Origin of the sequence: Bacillus sp. SRB3LM, from assembly GCF_015712745.1 — a bacterium.
In the GTDB taxonomy this organism is placed as follows: domain Bacteria; phylum Bacillota; class Bacilli; order Bacillales; family Bacillaceae_G; genus Bacillus_A; species Bacillus_A thuringiensis_K.
Map to the genome: position 1 here is coordinate 1 of NZ_VWVQ01000013.1, position 19,995 is coordinate 19,995.

The following is a 19,995-nucleotide window of genomic DNA, read 5'->3' on the forward strand; positions in this document are numbered from 1 at the left end:
TCTAAGGACAAATTCGTTAGCTATCAAAAGTCATGATTAACCGAGAAGCCCCCACTTCAAACATTCCGTTAGGACGTTAAGTGGGGGGTAGTTCGCATACATAAAAATATGATAACAAAGCAGTCACTCATAAAGTATGGGTACGATGTAAAGTTTGAAAACCATAAATTTATTCACAAACTATGTTTAACGCTTCGCTCAACACGATTCTTTCAAATATAATTTAGGTGTATAGCTATAGCTCATATTTATTCTTTGATTTTGCTGGTTATCTAACCATATTTCTCAACCTACTCATTATATCTATCACCACTTTTTTCTTATATACTAAATCTGTTCTTTTATTACCAAAAATAAGGGAGATGTTTTTCATGAAATTATCTAAAAACCTAATGAGTCTTTTAATAGCGAGTGCACTTGGAGGGAGTAGCTTAGGAATTATCCCCCTCCATACCAGTGCAGCATCCATAAAAGGAGCGCAAAGTTACACACAACCTCTCTCAAACGAACTGAGCTCCAATCCATCAGGATTCGTTCAACCACAATCAACGATGATGAAATGGAATTTAACAGTATCATTAGATTTGCTGGGGATATCTGAAAAAGTGAATGGTTTATTACAAAATACTATATTTCAAAATATAACAAGAGAAATAACAAATCAAACATTTGCTTTTGCCAAGAATCGCTACAATGTAACGGTATTTACAGCAGATTCTAAATTTCAACATCATTTTCAAGGTATAAAATTCCATGCGAAGTTAAATTATAACGGGACAAATTACTATGTATATGTATTTGAAACTGGGACATTCAATACATACAACCAAGAAGAAACGAAACCTTGGGCATGGGCTTATAAAGGGTGGATACGAAGCAACACTACCGAATCTATCATTCAATTTTATTTACCTCAAATAAGATCATCAATTCATTTATAATCAATCAAACATAGACAAAAGATATGTTGAGTATGTATAAAAGGGGATTTGCGAAGTACTAGAAATTAATTTTATGGTAGGATTTAGAATCTCCATTCCTAATATGGAAGATGGAGTGATAGAAAAAGCTGAATACTCATTTTAAAGGGTTCTAGTATAAAAATAATGAAATTGAACTTTATACCATTAAGCCAAAGAGAAGTCACATTCCAGACTTCTCTTTTTCAAGATACATAGAACGTATCATGGTACGTGTGTATGGATGTCCCGCTTTATTTTTCCCTTTTATATCAATCGTAAGATTGTATACACCCGATTGCTCTATATGCTGTAACGTGGTAGATAACGTATTTGCATCTACTTGTTGAACGCCATCAGATTGTGAAATCAGTTTACCTGTCCGATCGACAACTCGAACCATCATAGATACATTCTCCGCTTCAACTGGTTTTTTATCAACAGATTGGATTTGCTTTCGTCTTAGCGGGTATTTTCAAATGGAAAGGTGATTCTTGTTGATACTGTACCATTGCTAAATAGACATCTTTACCTTCCATATTCATGCCTATCTTCCATACTTTTTATCTGAAATGTATGAATGAAAACCCCTTTAAAAAAGGTATCATCTCTACCTGTTTATTTACTGTCAAAATCGATACTGTTCCTGGAGTCAACGTATCCACAGAAAACACAGCACAATTTTCTTGATGTGGAATCAATTCGCCTCCTAAAACTGTTTGATTTTCTTTCGTTCCTAACTCTGTATATAGCTTATTCGTAGAAGGAGCGGAAAACGTTGACCAAGATTCTTTTTTCAGTAAGTAAGGTTCTATACGAGAAAAGACGGTACTTCCGGTTCGAACAGAATCATGATCTAACGTAACATCAGAAAAAAGATGGGCACCGTATGATAATGTGGTACTCCATTCACTGGCAAGTCCATCTTTATTTCCATACGACGATAAATATAATCCTCTCATAGATAAAGCAAAAAAGTAGGACCCCAACTGGTTCCTGCTATCATGTAATACTGATTGAATTTTGTGATAGAATTCTTATCAATAATCGAGCGAAAACGTGCCATTTCACCCGTTTGTAACGCATATGTCCCTTCATCTTTTTGTCCTAATAAAGAGGCAAGCCATCCTGCGCACCATATTGTACAAGAGCCGCTTGTGTCTCAATGGCCCCTTTACTATGCGTGATGATGTTGACTTTTTCCAAAATGTTGCGAAATGGCTTCTAATTTTTCAGCTAATAGTTTCCCATTTGTCCAAGGGCTTATAGAACCTGTTCCCGCTGCATCATATAGTTGTATAAAAGCAGTTTGATAACCAGCATAGTAAGCAAGGTCATATATATTATTTTTCCCGTGATAGTAAGTCTCTCCGTACCAATCATTTGCCTTTCTGTTTTTTCCTTGCACAAATACAATTGATGATTTTGTAGGATCTGCCCCCATAAACTAATCCCCTGGCCAGAATGTTTCTTTCAGTGGAAATACCTTTCCGTAGTTTGGATGTATTTCTGCAGATATAGAAGGCGCGTTATAAAAAATGGAAACAAACTCGGATAATCGATTGAATCAATAAAATTCAACAAATATTAGATTTAGGTAATGGTAATTCAAACACCTATACTTATAGTGATTGTGGCATAAGTATAGATAACCCTATTCAAATTGATAGAGACACCCCTTTAATTGGGCAGTCCTTATGTTGAAATCAAATTTGATTTTGCAGAGCAGACATTTCGAAAATTCAATAGGACACATGGGTATTAATACGAATGCTAGAGCATCTTTAAAGAATAAAGTTCATTTTGTTTTTCCATGGGTGGATGAACTAGGCGGACACGATACATTGAAAAATGCCTTTGTTTTTCAAGACCTTTATCCTCAAAATGTAATGAGAATGCTGGATTCAGCAACCTGTAATTTTGTAGGAAGTGGGTTCCCTGCAGAAAAGGGATATATTGAGACTAGTAATAGTCTTACTATAGTACAAAAACGTATAAATAATGCAAATGCCGTCAAACTACTAATTTGACAGCGCATCAATATAATATTCAAATATAGTACGAAAACCCTTCTAGCAATCCGATTTCACTTCGACAGTCTGTTTCTGTAGAAAACCAGGTAGTTCAGGGAGGCTTTAGACTTTTCTTATTTAAAAAAGACGATCAAATCCTAAACTTAGACACTATATCATTAAACATCGTAATAATCTTATTGAACAAAATCATTAATTTGTAAGAAGACCTGGATTCTAAGTGGTTTGTCATGCTTCGCGTACCATCAAGGGGATCGAAACAATGCAGGATATGTACAGAGGTATAGCAGAAGCGAAGCCTTTAAAACGACTACGCTTTTTCAACGTACCAGGAATTTCAACAATTTTTTAAGCATTGCTCTTTATTTCTACATGTGTTTATGTTTTTCAAAGAGCTTTAATTTTTAATATAATGTAAACAAATTATATACGGTATGCTGATAAATTTCTCCATTTGTTTTAAACAAACCAGAAAATGTTCTTATCTCAGGTATATATCTTCCTCCATTTGTTTCTGGATATGCGGATGTTTGTTTACAGAAAAAAGCAACATTTGCAGGAAGTTGAAATAAAACTTTCCCATTTTTATCCGTACGTTTCTTTACATATATATGTAGTTGTTATATCGTAAATGAATTTCATATCATCTATAAGTTGATGTCCGTATTTCTCAACCTACGCATGTTACAAATCAAAAATGTATATCTATTTTGTATAATTATTTCAAATCGCAATGTATGATAAACACAATATATTAATGATATCTATTTTATCTAAGTAGCATTCTATCAATTTTTCTGTTGCACCCCTTTAACATGACCTGCAAAAAGAATTTCAGATTTCGTATAAAATACACGACACGTAAGAATATATTTCTCATGTTTTAGGTTGTTGACACCAAATTCCATACTCTCTAGACTAAACATAAGATTAAGATCACATCCTCATCAATCTCAAAAGTTTACCAATTTAGATAATTGGTAAACTTTTTTCATTCCATCATATTTATATGGTCATACATATAAGGGAGGCGTTACCGAATGACATTACTAAAAAATATATTGATGCATAATGAAACCTTTGTACAGAAACAAGAATACAAACCTTTTTCTACGACCAAATTTCCAAACAAAAAATTATTGATTGTAACCTGTATGGATACAAGGTTATTAAATCTATTGCCACAGGCATTAGGCTTAGAGAATGGAGATGCCAAAGTAATTAAAAATGCAGGCGCTGTAATTTCACATCCTTTTGGTAGTATGATGCGAAGTATCATACTTGGCATTTATAAACTGCAAGTGGAAGAAATTTTTGTGATTGGTCATGAAGATTGTGGAATGGCAGGTTTGCAAGCTGAAAAACTATTAGAAAAGGTAAAACAACAAGGCATAGATTCCACATGTATTCGTACATTGCAGCAAGCAGGCATTAATCTATCCACATGGTTAACCGGATTCCGTAATGTACAAGAAAGTGTACAGCACAGCGTAGAAATCATACGCCAACACCCCTTATTACCATCCTATGTATCGGTTCATGGACTTGTAATTCATCCCACAACAGGTAGTTTAGAGGTTATTGTAGAGGGATATTATCACGCGCATACAACAAGTCCTGACATGAATCCATGAAGAGGAGGAAAATAATGAAAATTTCAGGTAGATATACAGGATATAGCGCCGTGAATTTAAAACAAGATATGTTAGCAGGAATTATTGTAGGAATTGTAGCCATTCCGCTTTCGATGGCATTTGCTATCGCTTGTGGCGTACGACCTGAGTACGGTATCTATACGACGATTATCGCCGGAATTCTCGTATCCATATTTGGCGGATCTAAATATCAGATTGCGGGACCAACAGGTGCATTTGTACCAATTTTGCTCGGTATTGTGATGCAATACGGTTATAAAAATCTTTTAATTGCTGGTTTTATGGCAGGCATTTTACTTGTTATTATGGGCGTATGTAAATTAGGAAAGTTTATAACCTTTATTCCTCGTCCTGTGATAATTGGCTTTACAACAGGTATTGCGGTTATTATCTTCTCAGGGCAGATTGCAAATTTTTTAGGTCTACATCACTTGGAAAAGCAAGAAACCTTTTTTTATAACATGAGAGAAATTGTAATAAATATAGCAGAACTGAATCCCTCTAGCGTTCTAACAGCGATACTATGTTTAAGTATTGTACTAGCCGTTTCAAAATGGTTGCCACGTATTCCAGGAGCACTAGTAGGATTAATCATTTCAAGTGTAGTGGCAACTATGGTATTTCCGAACCAAATTGAAACGATTGGTACCACATATGGCAATATCCCGCATCACCTACCGGACTTTCAAATGCCAGACTTTAAACTGGATAACATCCTCATGTTACTTCCAGCGGCCTGTATCATTGCTGCCTTAGGTGGGATTGAATCGTTATTATCTGCCACGGTGGCAGATAATATGACAAATAGCAAACATAATAGTAATCAAGAACTAGTGGGACAGGGAATTGCAAATATGGTGGCACCATTATTTGGAGGAGTTCCTGCCACTGGCGCCATCGCTAGAACCGCAACGAACATTAAAAATAGGGCTACTTCTCCTATATCAGGCATTGTACACGGAATTGTAGTATTGCTAGTAGTATTAGTTCTATCTCCACTAGCTTTTCATATTCCATTAGCAAGTATGGCACCAATTTTAATGATCGTTGCTTGGAATATGAGTGAGAAATATGAGTTTATTCATATTTTAAAAACAAAAACTGGAGATACCTTGGTACTTATATTGACATTTATATTAACTATTTTTGCAGACCTTACAGTAGGTGTAAGTGTAGGATTACTCCTTACTTTTCTTTTATTTGTCAGAAAAATGAGCAAATCCTTACGTGTTCGAAAAGTATTACCAAATCCCTATATAAAGTCAGATATCGTAGAGAGTAGGGTGGATTGTCCACAGTTAAGTATTTTCACAATAGAAGGTCCCTTATTCTTTGGTAACATAAAAGAATTCGAACTATTTATAGAAACTTCTATACAATCTCAAACTAACATTCTTCTTCTACGTATGAGAAACGTTTCTTTTATGGATACTTCGGCAGAGTCTTCATTAGAATACATTCGAAAAAAAATGATAGAAAAAAAGGGGATTCTTCTCATTTCAGGAATACAACATCAACCAAAAGAAATATTCCATCAAACAGGATTGTACGATAGGATTGGAAAGCAACACTTTTTCGCGCATACAGAATTAGCTTTACACTTTGTACTACAAGAATTAGAGAGTGCTAAATGTAAGAGCTCGTTTCAAGAGTGTGCAACACTCTCTGACTAACCTGCACAAACAAAATTTGATATGAAGCGTTCTCATGTGGAAATCGACATATAAAATCATGAAAAAATGTTCGGATTATGTATTTTTAACGACATGCGTTTTTTGTCTGAAGTCAAGACAAATACGTGCTTTCTTTCCCTCTATTATTGCCCTATATTAAAATTGAAATATTTACTTCCTTTCTGCATGTATTTTTACTCACATCCTGTAAGCCCTGATTTACAATCAGGGTATTTTTTGTTGAGTACTACTGTATTTTTCTTCTTTTAAGGAATATCTCTATTATTCAATAGATAAGTTATTATGTAACTTATTTTATACAAAGGTGTACATGATACAAAATTATTTTTTAAAGAGAAAAATATTTTGTCATCAATCTCTGGCTTAAACACGTTCTTGACTAAAATCGATGACAAATCTACTTTATTATCCTGGTGGCAAAGGAGTGGTTCGATGGAACTAGAAAAAGTTATCCAAAAATATGAGGCAGATTTATTGCGCTTACCTTACGTTATAGGAGTAGGAATGGGATTGATACAAGGGAAAGAAGTGATTCAAGTATTTGTTTCCAAAAAAGTACCCTATTCTCAATTAAAAAAAGAGGAACGCGTACCTGTACAACTGGAGACATATCCAACGAACATTGTAGAAGTTGGGATCATTACAAGTCATTAAACAAAATACGAAAATTGCTATGAAACAACATTCAAGCATCAAGATAGTGGTGGTTCAAAAGTAACAAGAGATTCAGAAAGTACACCAAAGCATAGAGAATTATTTCTTACGATTTCGTTATTTAGAAAATAAAAGGGGTTATGATAAGTACACGTATTTATTTGTATTTGTAGACTAAAAACTACCTATATTAAAAATAAACCTAAATGATTACTTAAAAGCATAATTGACTTATGATTGATTCATAATTAAATTCACCTTTTTGCCGTTTACAATTCTATACTTCCGCTATATTCAAGTGTAAACAGCGGAAGTAACTCCTAATGAATGATTTGGAGATTTTAGTTTTTAGTTTAATATTTCGGCACGTGAAAATTCCAATTGCAATAGGTTCAAAATTTACAAGATTTATATTTTTGCGCTAAAACTGTTAAGTTTATCACCTATATTTCTCAATCTACTTATTATGTACGCCACTAATCTTTTCTTATATAATAAATCTATTCATTAGACAAAAATAAAAAAGAGGCTTTTCATGAAATTATTCAAAAAAGTTTAAAACTTTTTTAACAAGTACAACATACGTAATCACTAGAATTTTTAAGGAGCGATAGTTTATGCCAAAATCATGTCATATGGATTGTACATATTACGAGCAACATGCAGAAATTTTAAAGAACTTAGCCCATCCCATACGTTTACTTATCGTACAAAAATTAATTACTATAGGTTCCTTGAATGTTACTGAATTACAAAATCTTATATACTTACCTCAATCCACCGTGTCACAGCATTTAAGTAAATTAAAAATACCAAAAATTGTGTCATATGAACGAAAGGGTTTAGAAGTTTATTATAAAGTAATAGATAAAAAAATAATTGAGACCATGCAAGTATTAGGATTATTAAAGCCTTTTGATATTGACAAGGAGTAGTTGTAAAATCCGTCCAATTAAATGTATCTAGTATGAAGCATTGATGAAATAATTAAAAAATCTATGGAGGTAGTTTATCAATGAAGAAATTGCGGCTTTCGAATTTAGTTTCTTGAGTAATCTTGAGTTTTGTATTTTCCCTAACAAAGATGCATTCAGTTTAAATATAAATGAAAACTTGATAATAGTTCGTGGATCTCCATGGAATACACATCATCATTGGTACTATAATTATTGGAACGGCTGTTGGTATTGGGTTTAATAATTGCTCAATAGCCTTTTTCAACTATTTAAAGTAGCTATATGTCATGAATGGTTCACTAAACATAGCTACTGTAGATCAGTAAATGTATAAATATCTAATGATTTATTTGTCTCAAAATCATTAGATATTTATAAGAAAATAGAAAACGATTGATTTGAACTGTAGCAGATTACCCATCGATAACTAGGATTATAAATCGTGAACAACAATACCATATTTCATAATCAAACATGAATTTTCCATTTTCTATATTACTTACCTGCTCGCATTGTAAACATGATAGAAAAAATTAAAGATTATTAGAACCTCAAAAAAGATTTATAAATTATTTTCAATTAACCTGATGTTTTGTAACAGCATCCAAAATAGCTTTAGATACAAAAATAAACCGTAGAGAATACAACCATTCTACGGTTTATGAAAAGCATATTTATACACTTTTCTATAGGGGTACGTTACATGAAAAACTACCTTATATGAATAGTATAACTTATGACAAGTTTGGTGTAAACAACCAAACTTGTCATAAGCTATAAAAATTAATTTTAAATAAAAGATAAGTACTGAAAAAAATCACCTTGGCTACTAGTTACTAACACTATCTTTCTTCTCAAAGATAATAGGCTGTTGTGAACCTATCCCAATTCCATCATAAATGAGGTTAACTCCAGTATTTAAGCAATATAATCAAACAGGGTTATAAAAAGTTAATAAAACATTTCTTCAAATATGCAAGATTTCAACTCCTTAGTCATGCTTCATATACCTTGCAAAAAAACGAAATCGTTCATACCCTACATAAACGAAATTGAGGGTTTCAACAACCAAACTTCGTTGTTTTCTACATACAATGTATTACAACACTTATTCATAGCCACTTATGTTCCTCGTTTCATGCTTTGGATTAGTAGGCATTATAGTTGGCTGGATGATTCTAATTGCTCATTTAATTAATTTAAAATCACTAGGAACATCCTATTGCATTCCGCTAGCTCCTTTTTCTTTTTTAATACCATAAGGGATACATTTTTACGTATTCCTTTCAAATGGATAAAAAGAAGGTGAATGGTACATAATTAAATAAAATCACTATATTACGTTAACTAATTTTTCGTTAGTAACAGTGTAAAAGTAGACACCGATGTTCTTTCTTTACCTACATTAGTAGCTGAACAAGCTGGGACTGATGGATGGCTATTCTTATTGGTTGGTTATGTTCCATTATCTCTAGTGCCTGTTCGATACAATCTGTATAAACAATACCTCACAATTCGCCAAAGGAGCTTTTTCAAAATTTTTTTGAAAAAGAGATGGTTTCTTCCACATACTTCAGAGTATTTGTTATTTGCGCTTTTGTGTATACCAACGTATATGATTGTGAATAAAGGGAGATAATTTTTTGGGGAATATTGAGCGTTTTTTTATATAACACTGTAGATTCCTTTTTTCTTTGTTCCCTCAGTAGATGGAGATAAATTGAATTTTATGCCCCTTGTAAAGAACGGAATCCTCCCTATATTACAAGCTTGTTTTCTTTTTTAGGATTTGAAATTTGCATAGTTCTTTATCCTTACTAAAAAAAATAAGCTATACATGGCGTTTTTATTGCGAATACCATTACTATGCTGTTGTATTTATTTACAACAATCATATGTTTTCATGTCTTTGGTCCCGATAGTATTACGCAAGTTTCTCAATCAGTACTAGACCTTTTAAAACAAATTGAATTTCGATTTCTAGAAAGATTTGATATAGTTTTTTTACTTTTTTATTTATCAGTTGTATCTACCTCTTGGGTTTCTTTTATTTGTGGCTCTTTATTATTAATGAACCCTACTCAAAAATCTCCCTCTGTATCTTATCAATTATTTTGTATTCTCCTGATTGGAATGGGGATAGCTGTCATATCTCCCCTGTCCTGGGAGCAATCCGAACAATATCAAAAAGTACTTTCTTATATAAGGATTATAATTGTATATTGCTTTTCACTTCTTTTATGGTTATATCCAAAAAGTCCACTATTCCACAATAGGAGTCAATTATAGTCAAAAGAAAATTAATATATTACGGATTGAGTTTCTTTTTGTTACTAGCGGGATTTAGTAATCAGCGGCATCTAGAGGATCTATATCTAAACCTTATATTAGGTTTAGATATAGACAAGCAAAATCGATTACAAGTATATGTAGTAAGTCCTGTTTTTACAAAGGAATCAAACGAAAAAGAAGAAATAACCCGTGTTCAATCTATTATGTTACGAAGTTCTCGAGAACAATTAGACAAGCGCGTAATGGGAATGATCGTAGAAAGTAAAACGTAAGTAATTCTCACCGGACAATGACTGTTACATAAAAAGCAGTGGATACAATACCTAGATTCATTTTATCGAGAACCTCAAAATAATGTAAATGCCCAAATGATTGCAATAGAAGGACCTATAACCAGGGCTTTCAATATAATTCCAAAAACAATCAAATATATAGAAAATCTGTATTAGTGAACTATACAAATAGTATTTATATAAAATAATATAATAAATACTCTTCTTATTGTTTAAGAAATTGAACTATCCCAATTTCACTTCACTTAGAACAGAGAGATTCCAGCTAAATAGCATGGGGCATTAATTACATATGCAAAGTAGCACTGAAGTTTTGTCTATTGTAAGAACCATTGATTTTCTAAATATTTTTACGAATCTTATCATAACAGCAGACCTAATAATCCCGTTTTTTTAAGAAGTTGAAAATCTAATGTATGACACTCATTATTCATTAAACAATTCAGATACATCGGAATCATTTAGAGAAAAACGAAAATAAGAGCTAACGGCTACTATTGTTGTGATAAATGTCCTACACATATAAATTTTCAATAACATATATAATAAAGAGCTATTAATAAGGGGGAAATAAAATGGCATATGTTAATGAAATAGATTGGTGTAAATGCTACGGGCTTACAGAAGGTGATAATATTCATGTGTTTTCAGGGGGGAAATTTATTGGAAAGGGCTCATTTATTCGCATCGAAAATCAAATGTTAGTTTGGATAGATAAACATGTAAATATGAATTTTACAGATTTACGTGTAAGTAGTATTAGAAAAATTTCTTCATTTTGTAAAGATAATTAGTTTTTATTGGCCAATGTATTTATAATTATATGAAGTAAGATAAAGAATCTATACACCACTTGGATAAAGTTTTAAATAAGAGTATTAATGCTTATATTAGGTCCAGCTAACAGCCACAGTATCGACTCTTAAGTTGGACCTTACTTAACTTTTTTCTGATGCAAAACTTGAATGTTTTCACAATATGGAGTTAACTCAAAATATAACAGCATAAGTTATAACTAATGGCAACTATTACATCTTAAATTTCAAATAATAAATATTGCAAATGCATGAATGTGTAGAGTTTTTATGTTTTGATACTTATTTTTATAAATAATAATAGGGATAAGATTTATAAACGTTATTAGGGGTTTTAATAGAAGTATAAAAATATAAGAGAAAGTATGCGATATTATACAAAAATAAAACTATAAAAGAACATCGAATAGTACCGAATCAATTAAATCGAGAATTTAAACAAAACACCCCAGGGAAAACACTTCGTACAGATATCACCTATTTAGTTTACGGTAAGAATCAAAGGGCCTATTTATCTACAATTTTAGACGGTTCAACTAATAAAATTTTAAGCTTACTATATTTCAGAACAGATGACATTAGAGCTCGTAACGACAACTCTCCATAAATTAAAAAAGAATCCACGGATTCGATTGACTGAAGGTGCTTATATGCATTCAGATCAAGGAGCTCACTACACAAGCCCTACCTATCAAGAGCTAGTCAAAAAGCTAAACCTTGGACAATCCATGTCAAGAAGAGGAAACTGTTGGGATAATGCCCCTCAAGAATCTTTTTTCGGGCACTTTAAAGATGAAGCTCACATCAAAACTTGTACATCTTTCACACAGTTAAAACAAGAAATTAAAGACTATATAAAATACTACAATCAGCATAGATATCAGTGGAATTTAAAGAAGATGACTCCTGTCGAATGATATGATCCCCTTATAGTAGACAGTTGAAAGAAAGTTACTTTACTGTTTATTATGGAGGGGATTTTTTATGGGGAAAATTAGAAGAACTTTTTCAATTGATTTTAAAATGAAAGCTATTGAATTGTACTCACATAGAGGAATTGGAAGTAAATTAATTGGAAAGGAATTGGGGGTTACATATTCAGTTATAGATAGATGGATTAAAAAATATGAAAATGAGGGGATTCTGGGCCTACAAGAAAAACGTGGAAGATCTAAACAAACAAATGAAGTCAGTCAAGACGCTAGAATACAACGATTAGAAGTGGAAAACGCATACTTAAAAAAGCTATTAGCTACGAAAAAGGAGATGAGGTCAACAAAAGTAAATCAGTAGAATACGAAGTCATTCATACCTTAAAACAGAACTTTTCAATTGTATTGCTTTGTGAAATTGCAGGTGTTTCAAGAAGTGGATATTATAAGTGGGAAAAAAGAATCAACGATCCCTCTGAAAAGATGAAAGAGGATCAATTTATCATATCTAAAATAGTAGAATGCGAACGAGATCCAGATATAAATGGAAGCTATGGTTACCGAAGAATTTGTATATGGCTCAAAAAGTATTATGGTTTACAGATAAATCACAAAAGAGTATATCGTTTAATGAGGAAAATGGGTTACAGATATAACCTATCTTACCTTTAACAATAAGCGCATATATCTTTCCGTGATACTAGACCTTTACAATAACGAAGTTGTGGCCTACCAAATGAGCGAATACAACAATTTAAAATTAGTTACAGACACAGTCAATAAAGCCTTAAGAAAAAGAAAAGTCCACGAAACAGTATTACATAGCGACCGAGGTTATCAGTATACGTCAAAAAAATATAACCAATTACTTAAAAAGCACAAAATAACTGTGAGTATGTCTAGGAAGGGAAATTGTTACGATAATGCATGTATAGAGAGTTTTTTTAGTCATTTTAAGGCAGAATGCTTTTATAGACATACGTTTCATGAAAAAGCAGAAGTTTTTAAGGCTACTAAAAGATATATGGGCTATTACAATAACAAAAGATTTCAAAAAAGATTAAACAACCTTAGTCCTATTGAATTTGGAACTAAGGCTGCTTAATGAAAAGACACCTAATCTATTACTGTCTACTTGACAGGGGTAAGACCAGGATACAGAAATCATCTTCTTGATGTTGCCTAACTTTTTTCAAAATGTTCTTTACAAAGGATACAGATTATTTTGTCTTAGTTTTTGGATTAGTGGCGTGACTAGGGGACAGCAGAGGGCTATCGTAAGTAAATCAGCATATGAAAAATGGCTAAGTTCAAAATACAGGAAAATGGTATGAAATAGAAATAATTGTATTTTATTATATGCATGGACATGGGACATCTAGCAGAGAAACAGCTTCGTTTTTCATATTCCATCTTATGAAACAAGAAAATTGGATACACTACAACTATGTGGTATATAGTTGGCCAATCTTGTTCAATGTAAACAACTCAAGCCATATCTATATAAGATTCTCTTGTATTTGATGCTTAGGTACGGGTTTTATATAACCAATCTTTTGTATCTTGTAAGATTGAACTGTTTCATCTAATAAGGGTATTTACTAAGCTGAATATTGGCAATTTGAAGTAACCCATTGACAGGAATTTCATACTTTAACCCATAGATTATTTGCGCTTTGTCTGGTTTGTTAATCTCTTCTTGTTTTGAATTAAGGCATTCAACTTTCTTACATATGTATTTTTCGCTTGATTTTTTAACTACTAGTCTTATGTTTTATCTTTCATGGTTGGGCGTTTCTTTTTCTTTGATTGTAGAAGCTTTAAAAATAAAAGAAACACCAAACCCTTATTTATTAGAATCATTTTCTTGAGATATAACTATTTAGGATTTAAGATCTTTAAATTGTTATTATTTAGGAATATTTCAAAAATCTTATAAGTGGATAAAGAAGGCTTTAGCAATGAACCAAAGTGATAAAAGATTAAATAACAATTTGATATTAATTAAATCAACATTCAATTAATCACTCAATTACCTTAAAGCCATTAAGCGAAAAACTTAAAGTAAAATTAATGAAAAGTAGCTAAGATCACTTAAAAATTTAGATTTTTCATGAAGCATTTCCCACTCAAAATTAATTTATAAAATGAAAGGATACAAATTTTAACCACAGGAATTACAGAGATAACCCAGTAAAGAGAAATTCACCCTCTTAGGGATTACTTCCTTTTAATTGTAATTATAGTAAGTGTAATTCTAATAAATCATTTTTAGTAACTGTAGAACATATACATTTATATTGATAAGAATTTAGAAATGAGGGATAAATTTGAATAAAGTGTTTCTTTCTGGTTATTATGGTGAAAAAAATACAGGGGACGATGCTTTATTACTTTGTTCTATATGGGGATGTTCTACATTCTTAGAATCTAATAATATTTACGCCACGACTCTTCCTCTTCCTGAATTACAAAAAAAACAAGCATTTAAACCCATATTTCAGTATGACGAAACTACTCGTAATATTAATTTACTAAGTTTATATTATAATGCTTTGACTTCTAATTATATGGTATTTGGTGGGGGGTCTGTATTTCATTCTACTGATAAAATGACTCGCGATTGTGATCTAATAGATTTGAGCAGAGGGAATAGAGCGATAGCTTTAGGCGTATCATTTGGACCCTTTAGAGATAGCGCAGCTGAAATTACATGTAAAAAGTTATTAGATAAATTTGAATACGTTGGGTGCAGAGATAGAGAAAGCATAGAATTGATTCAAAGCTTAGCACCTCATATAATAGCCGAAAAAACTTTTGATTTAGCTCCTATACTATTTAAAACGTTAAATTTAAATTGTAATAACTGGGACCAAAAACCGCGTAGAGGATTGGGATTAGCACTATGCCATTATGAAAGATATATAAATGCTGACAAAAATATTGAAAAAACACGATTTAATAAAATAGTCACAGTATTAAACCAACTATCTGCTTTTGATATAGAGGAGATAGTTTTGATTGATTTTAATGGCCATCCGATTTTTGGAGATTCCGATATCCATAAGGAGCTTATACAACAAGTAAAATGTAATATCCCTATCAAACATGTATCTTATCACGCCAATCCTATCCATGCTTTAAATCAAATCGCTAACTTAAAAGGGTTGATTGGCATGCGCTTGCATAGCGCAATATTTGGTTATTTAACAAAAACACCTACAATTATTTTTTCTTATCACCCTAAATGTTTAGGATGGGCTGAACAAATTGAAGCTTCACCTAATTTTATAATTGACTCCATAAAATTTGAAGAAGAAGAATTATTAAAATGTATAATAGATATTTACTCTCAAAATTATGAATATCCAAAACTAGGAATACCAGAAGCCGAAAGGTTAGCCTTGCAAAATTGGGAGGGAGCAAAATGTGCCTTATCTCTATAGTTATTCCATTATATAATAAGGAGCTTTATATCGAAAGAGCTATTCAATCAGTTTTGTCTCAAACAATTCAAGATTTTGAAATAATCCTTATTGATGATGGCTCTAATGATAATAGTGTTAAAAAAGTAAAAAAAATCCACGATTCCCGTGTTCAATTAATACATCAGACTCATGCAGGTGCCTCTGCTGCGCGTAATAAAGGTATTCATGTAGCTAAAGCAGACATAATAGCTTTTTTAGATGCCGATGATGAATGGAAACCCACATTTTTAGAAACGATTCTGAGATTAGTGGATAATTATCCATCTGCAAGGGCATATGCCACTAGTTATGAAATTATACTAACAAACAGGAAGCGATTAATACCCAAAATTAAAGGTATTCCAGGATCACCTTGGAAAGGAGTTATCCCAAATTATTTCGAATCAACCTTAGGGGATTTACCTATTATTTCGTCTGCTATTGCTATTCAAAAATCTATCTTTAAAGAAGTTGGAAATTTTCCAGTGCGAGCACAGTTAGGTGAAGATCAAGATATGTGGTTTCGTATTGCACAAAAATATTCAATTGCGTATAGCCATACTTTTCAAGCTATTTATTATCGAGGGCTGCAGCAAAGCGTATGTATGAATTTAGAAATTCTAGATTCTTATCCAATTATTACGACTATCCAAAATGTATTAAAAAAGTCAGATCCTAATTATTTTTTTTTAAAGGAATACGTAGCTAAATTGCAGTTAGATTTTTCAAAAAGATTGTTACAAGCAAATCAATTGAACCAAGCTTGGGATACAATTCGTAAATGCCGAACAAAAAAATTTCTGAAGTGGAAAATACAATTATTTTTACTTTATTGGTTAAAAAGATTACTTCTCTTCAAAAAAATTTAAAAAGCTTTGTACTTTTTTATGAAGCAGGATTTTTCACTAATAACTCATAATAATTAAATAGGTATATAAAACCAAAACAAAAAAACTTTTATTAATTTTTATAGGAATTAGGGGGGACAAACGTGTCTCAAGCTGTACATTTTTCTGCACTACATACTTCTTTGACACCTATGGAATGGGATTGTAGAAAGTTACGTATTATGATTGCATTATTTGAACAAGATTTTTCTACACAAATACTTTCCTCTGATGAACAAGGTTCAACTATCATTATAAAAGTGCTCTCTCCTTTAGGGAAAAAGCAAAAACTAAAAGATATTCAAGAACTTATTAATAAAATTAATCATAAATATCAATTACATTATCCTCCTTATCAGAAAGGGTGTTTAGAATACATTTACAAGTTATCCTTCTAATATCTAAAGTTCTGTTGCAAAGTTTTTATAAGTAAACAAACTTTTTGCAACAGAACCTTAAAAGTGAAAAATTATTTGAATTAGGTGTTAGTTCGTTTTAGCATACCTGCTTTTATAAAAATATTTCTCCACGCCTTGTCTACCCTGTATTGATCTATTTCCTTTGCACGACGTAAAATTGATTTTCTCATTTTTTGTTTCTTTCGTTTTGTCATATACATACCTCCTTTCTTTTTATGACAAAATTCAGATCTATAATCAGTATATTTAGAAAGAAACGAAGAGGTGCTGATGTAAAGTTCATTATAAATTTTATCTTAAACATGAATATTGGTAGTGTTTTAATAAGCAACCTAGAAAAACATGCTCCCTTGCTAAAAATCTAAGTATATAGTAAGACTGTGGAAAACAATCTCTTCAAAACCTAAACACTCTACAACTATCACTATTATTTATACCTTTTTGAAGTTTGATTTAATATGAAATTTCCATAAAAACATAAAGCTATATTATTATACGCTCTTTAATTTTTGACACAATGGCATCTGTAGATATTTTTTGATGAGCAGGAAGATTTAATATTGCTGATGCTCCAGTACTAAGATAAATTGCTTGATTATTACTATCTAAAACTAAAAATATCCCTTGCCCTTCAAATTCAAAATAACTAATATCCTTTAATTGTGTATTAGTATGTTTTATCAATTGATATATTTGGTATAAATCTTTACTACGATTTTCTCCCCCTACACGTATAGGTTCTATATCATTTGCTATAATTGTACCGTGAGGCGTATCACCATTCATCATAAACCATAATTTTTCACTGGAAAGAACTAAGATATCTAAAACATTTACACTATTAATTTTTACTATATCTTGAACCGGCTTCATTTTATATATAGGAAACATGCATGTAGAAATTGCAAGCGAAGATATATAGATATCTTGTTTTTTATATAGTAGATAATTATGATTTTGATAATCTATCAGTGCTTTAATCTCCGGTTGAACGTGTGAGTTTTTTTTCATAAAATCCCTCTTTTTTAACCATATTTAATGAAAGTAATCATACATTTGTATAATAAATCATTTTGATTTAAGATGTAGTTATAATGTTTAAAAATAATTCAATGCAACATCCTAAAATATTTCAGATTAACGAACTTTCTATCACTTTGCCTCAGCATGTGTAAGAAGAATTACCAACTGTGTATGGAAGCTATATTTCAGCTTGATATGATTAAGAGTTGCTTTATTTTTTTGTATATTTTGATATTAATTTTGTGGAATGATAATTATTACGCATTTTAATTATATTCCTCGCTTTCCTTAATCTGAAAAATAGAAAGATATACTTACTAATGGAATATAAAATTAGCAAACCTCGTTCTAATTTTTGCTATTAAAGTTAAGAATGCTAAGAATCTAAACATTAGAAAATGGATTTTTTCCTTGAGGACTATAGTCTTTATAACTTAGTAAGTAAATGATGGGTAGTTCACACTACTTGAATGTCAAAAATTGTTTCACTCCACCAAAATGTAGTATTGTTCTTAAAAGCAGTGTAATTATAATTATAATGATCGCCATACCAAGGATCCATATAAGTTATATAATTTATTGCATTTTCCCCTTTATAATAGCCATCTAATACAAAAAAATGTCCTATATTCCCCCCTCCCTGCCACATAATAAGAACAATTATGGGCTGGTTGTTATTAATTTGATCTTGAAACCAATCGTAGGATTTTGAACCCGAACCCCTATATGAGCGCACTCCCAATCTAGATAAACCATATTGTATTTCAATTGAGGTAGCAGGATTATTATATACTCCGTCTTTTACATATCGTACGAATTGTTCTTGTGTCACAACTTTATTAAAATAGTTGAGTGTTGCAACTGAAGCCCCTGCCCAGCACCAATTTGATTTTTCTTGTAAGATATCGGGAACAAATAACCTGCGCTCTGATAAAATATTTGGAGGATTTTCATAAACATATGCGGATGTAATAAATACTTTTTGCGTACCTTTATAATAATAAAACCAGCGATTGTCCCACATTCCAGTCCAATAATCTCTCGCTTTTTCCCCATATTCCCACCCATTAAATGTGACTTTACTATTGCCTGGAAGTACATCTACAACTCTAGAATCTAATTTTTTATCATCCCTAACATTTACTTCTAACGGTGCTGTTATCCCTGAAAATTCAATGTTATCCATAGTTGCTGTTAATTTAGTGGTTTTAGGATTAACAAAAATATTCTTAATAATAGATATTGTTTTTTTTAATAAATATCTCATTTTTTTACTCCCTTTGACACAATATATATGTGCATTATTTAATATACATATATAAAACGTTCCATAATTTCAAAAAAGATACACTTTTAATTTAAATTTGATTATCAAGTTGGATTCCACAATAAACAACTATTAATTAAATTATAAAAATACAACTGAATTTACCATCTATGGAGCACTCAACAAAAAATGGGGAGAACGAAAAATAAATGACATGAACTCCCTTATTATTCTAATTTTATACTTATCATAAATAAAAAAGATGGTTTCCGATTAAAATATTCTCTTTAATAAACATGGGTTGTCCTTAATTTAATGTATTCGATAGTTTTGAAATGGTGTATATCAAATACATGATTTTATATTTTAATCCAGACACTAAAAAACTTGTTGTATATAGAGACGTAAAGATTAAAACTAATTAAAAGAGCATTGTAAGCTTCTAGTGCAGTGCTACATTAGTGAATAAATCAATTGAGATCAAAAATGCAAATTAGCTTTATAAGATTAAAAATGGCATGAAAAAAGTTAGTTATTTTAAAATGTGATGAATAGTGTCAATAACGTATTGAAATTCCCTTTTTTTGACGGAATCAAATTCCCTTTTATTAGCGATTTAATGTTGTTGGCTGTATTCCAGCTTTTTGCT

At 31.4% G+C, this 19,995-nt stretch carries 18 protein-coding genes and 3 pseudogenes; 17 read left to right on the top strand and 4 right to left on the bottom strand.

What is annotated here, in order from left to right; genetic code table 11:
- Positions 1–371: 371 nt before the first annotated feature.
- Positions 372–941, top strand: coding sequence for a hypothetical protein (locus tag F3I02_RS10700; protein WP_196477952.1), 570 nt, complete (start codon positions 372–374; stop codon positions 939–941).
- Positions 942–1,143: 202 nt separating this feature from the next.
- Here the strand turns inward: F3I02_RS10700 and F3I02_RS34840 are convergent.
- Positions 1,144–2,499, bottom strand: a pseudogene (locus tag F3I02_RS34840) (esterase/lipase family protein).
- A gap of 157 nt (positions 2,500–2,656) precedes the next feature.
- Here F3I02_RS34840 and F3I02_RS10710 point away from each other — a divergent pair.
- The 16 genes and pseudogenes from F3I02_RS10710 (at position 2,657) to F3I02_RS10785 (ending at position 17,035) form a co-directional block, all read left to right on the top strand.
- Positions 2,657–2,989: a hypothetical protein gene (locus tag F3I02_RS10710; protein WP_196477953.1), complete on the top strand. Its 333-nt coding sequence runs from the start codon at positions 2,657–2,659 to the stop codon at positions 2,987–2,989.
- Positions 2,990–4,032: 1,043 nt separating this feature from the next.
- Entirely contained in the window at positions 4,033–4,626 is a 594-nt protein-coding gene (locus tag F3I02_RS10715; RefSeq protein ID WP_196477954.1) for a beta-class carbonic anhydrase, read from the top strand.
- Positions 4,627–4,640: 14 nt separating this feature from the next.
- Positions 4,641–6,320: a SulP family inorganic anion transporter gene (locus F3I02_RS10720; RefSeq protein ID WP_196477955.1), complete on the top strand. Its 1,680-nt coding sequence runs from the start codon at positions 4,641–4,643 to the stop codon at positions 6,318–6,320.
- A gap of 453 nt (positions 6,321–6,773) precedes the next feature.
- Positions 6,774–6,995 carry a hypothetical protein gene (locus F3I02_RS10725; RefSeq protein ID WP_196477956.1) on the top strand — a complete coding sequence of 74 codons (222 nt, stop codon included), beginning with the start codon at positions 6,774–6,776 and terminating at the stop codon, positions 6,993–6,995.
- Between the two features lie 617 nt (positions 6,996–7,612).
- A complete protein-coding gene (locus F3I02_RS10730) occupies positions 7,613–7,930 on the top strand; it encodes an ArsR/SmtB family transcription factor (RefSeq protein WP_196477957.1) in 318 nt (105 codons plus the stop codon).
- Between the two features lie 1,145 nt (positions 7,931–9,075).
- On the top strand, positions 9,076–9,213 hold the full coding sequence (locus tag F3I02_RS34845; RefSeq protein WP_196477958.1) for a spore germination protein: 138 nt from the start codon (positions 9,076–9,078) through the stop codon (positions 9,211–9,213).
- A gap of 586 nt (positions 9,214–9,799) precedes the next feature.
- The gene (locus F3I02_RS34850) at positions 9,800–10,240 is read left to right on the top strand and encodes a GerAB/ArcD/ProY family transporter (protein ID WP_374058640.1); all 441 of its coding nucleotides are present in this window, start codon (positions 9,800–9,802) and stop codon (positions 10,238–10,240) included.
- Between the two features lie 38 nt (positions 10,241–10,278).
- Positions 10,279–10,515, top strand: coding sequence for a hypothetical protein (locus F3I02_RS10745; RefSeq protein WP_196477960.1), 237 nt, complete (start codon positions 10,279–10,281; stop codon positions 10,513–10,515).
- 596 nt (positions 10,516–11,111) lie between these two features.
- Positions 11,112–11,330, top strand: a complete 219-nt coding sequence (locus tag F3I02_RS10750; RefSeq protein ID WP_196477961.1) for a hypothetical protein — start codon at positions 11,112–11,114, stop codon at positions 11,328–11,330.
- A 406-nt stretch (positions 11,331–11,736) separates the two neighbouring features.
- Positions 11,737–12,268: pseudogene (locus F3I02_RS10755) on the top strand (IS3 family transposase); the annotation flags it as partial.
- A 67-nt stretch (positions 12,269–12,335) separates the two neighbouring features.
- Complete coding sequence (locus tag F3I02_RS10760) at positions 12,336–12,644, top strand: helix-turn-helix domain-containing protein (RefSeq protein WP_196477962.1); 309 nt, start codon at positions 12,336–12,338, stop codon at positions 12,642–12,644.
- A 122-nt stretch (positions 12,645–12,766) separates the two neighbouring features.
- The gene (locus tag F3I02_RS34855; RefSeq protein ID WP_374058641.1) at positions 12,767–12,955 is read left to right on the top strand and encodes an IS3 family transposase; all 189 of its coding nucleotides are present in this window, start codon (positions 12,767–12,769) and stop codon (positions 12,953–12,955) included.
- Positions 12,930–13,388 (top strand): annotated as a pseudogene (locus tag F3I02_RS10770) (IS3 family transposase); the annotation flags it as partial. The gene F3I02_RS34855 and the pseudogene F3I02_RS10770, both read left to right, overlap by 26 nt.
- 1,234 nt (positions 13,389–14,622) lie before the next feature.
- Positions 14,623–15,729: a polysaccharide pyruvyl transferase family protein gene (locus tag F3I02_RS10775; protein WP_308018539.1), complete on the top strand. Its 1,107-nt coding sequence runs from the start codon at positions 14,623–14,625 to the stop codon at positions 15,727–15,729.
- Complete coding sequence (locus tag F3I02_RS10780) at positions 15,711–16,619, top strand: glycosyltransferase family 2 protein (RefSeq protein ID WP_196477965.1); 909 nt, start codon at positions 15,711–15,713, stop codon at positions 16,617–16,619. Before F3I02_RS10775 ends, F3I02_RS10780 begins: the two co-directional genes overlap by 19 nt.
- Positions 16,620–16,741: 122 nt before the next feature.
- Positions 16,742–17,035 carry a hypothetical protein gene (locus tag F3I02_RS10785; protein WP_196477966.1) on the top strand — a complete coding sequence of 98 codons (294 nt, stop codon included), beginning with the start codon at positions 16,742–16,744 and terminating at the stop codon, positions 17,033–17,035.
- A gap of 80 nt (positions 17,036–17,115) precedes the next feature.
- On the opposite strand, the gene F3I02_RS10790 is transcribed toward F3I02_RS10785, so the two are convergent.
- The 3 genes from F3I02_RS10790 to F3I02_RS10800 all read right to left on the bottom strand — a co-directional run bounded on the left by F3I02_RS10790 (position 17,116) and on the right by F3I02_RS10800 (position 19,265).
- Positions 17,116–17,250 carry a DUF3983 domain-containing protein gene (locus tag F3I02_RS10790; protein ID WP_196477967.1) on the bottom strand — a complete coding sequence of 45 codons (135 nt, stop codon included), beginning with the start codon at positions 17,248–17,250 and terminating at the stop codon, positions 17,116–17,118.
- 289 nt (positions 17,251–17,539) lie between these two features.
- Positions 17,540–18,067 (bottom strand): hypothetical protein, encoded by a 528-nt coding sequence (locus F3I02_RS10795; RefSeq protein ID WP_196477968.1) that lies wholly within the window; start codon positions 18,065–18,067, stop codon positions 17,540–17,542.
- 469 nt (positions 18,068–18,536) lie between these two features.
- On the bottom strand, positions 18,537–19,265 hold the full coding sequence (locus F3I02_RS10800) for a papain-like cysteine protease family protein (protein ID WP_308018541.1): 729 nt from the start codon (positions 19,263–19,265) through the stop codon (positions 18,537–18,539).
- Positions 19,266–19,995 lie beyond the last annotated feature (730 nt).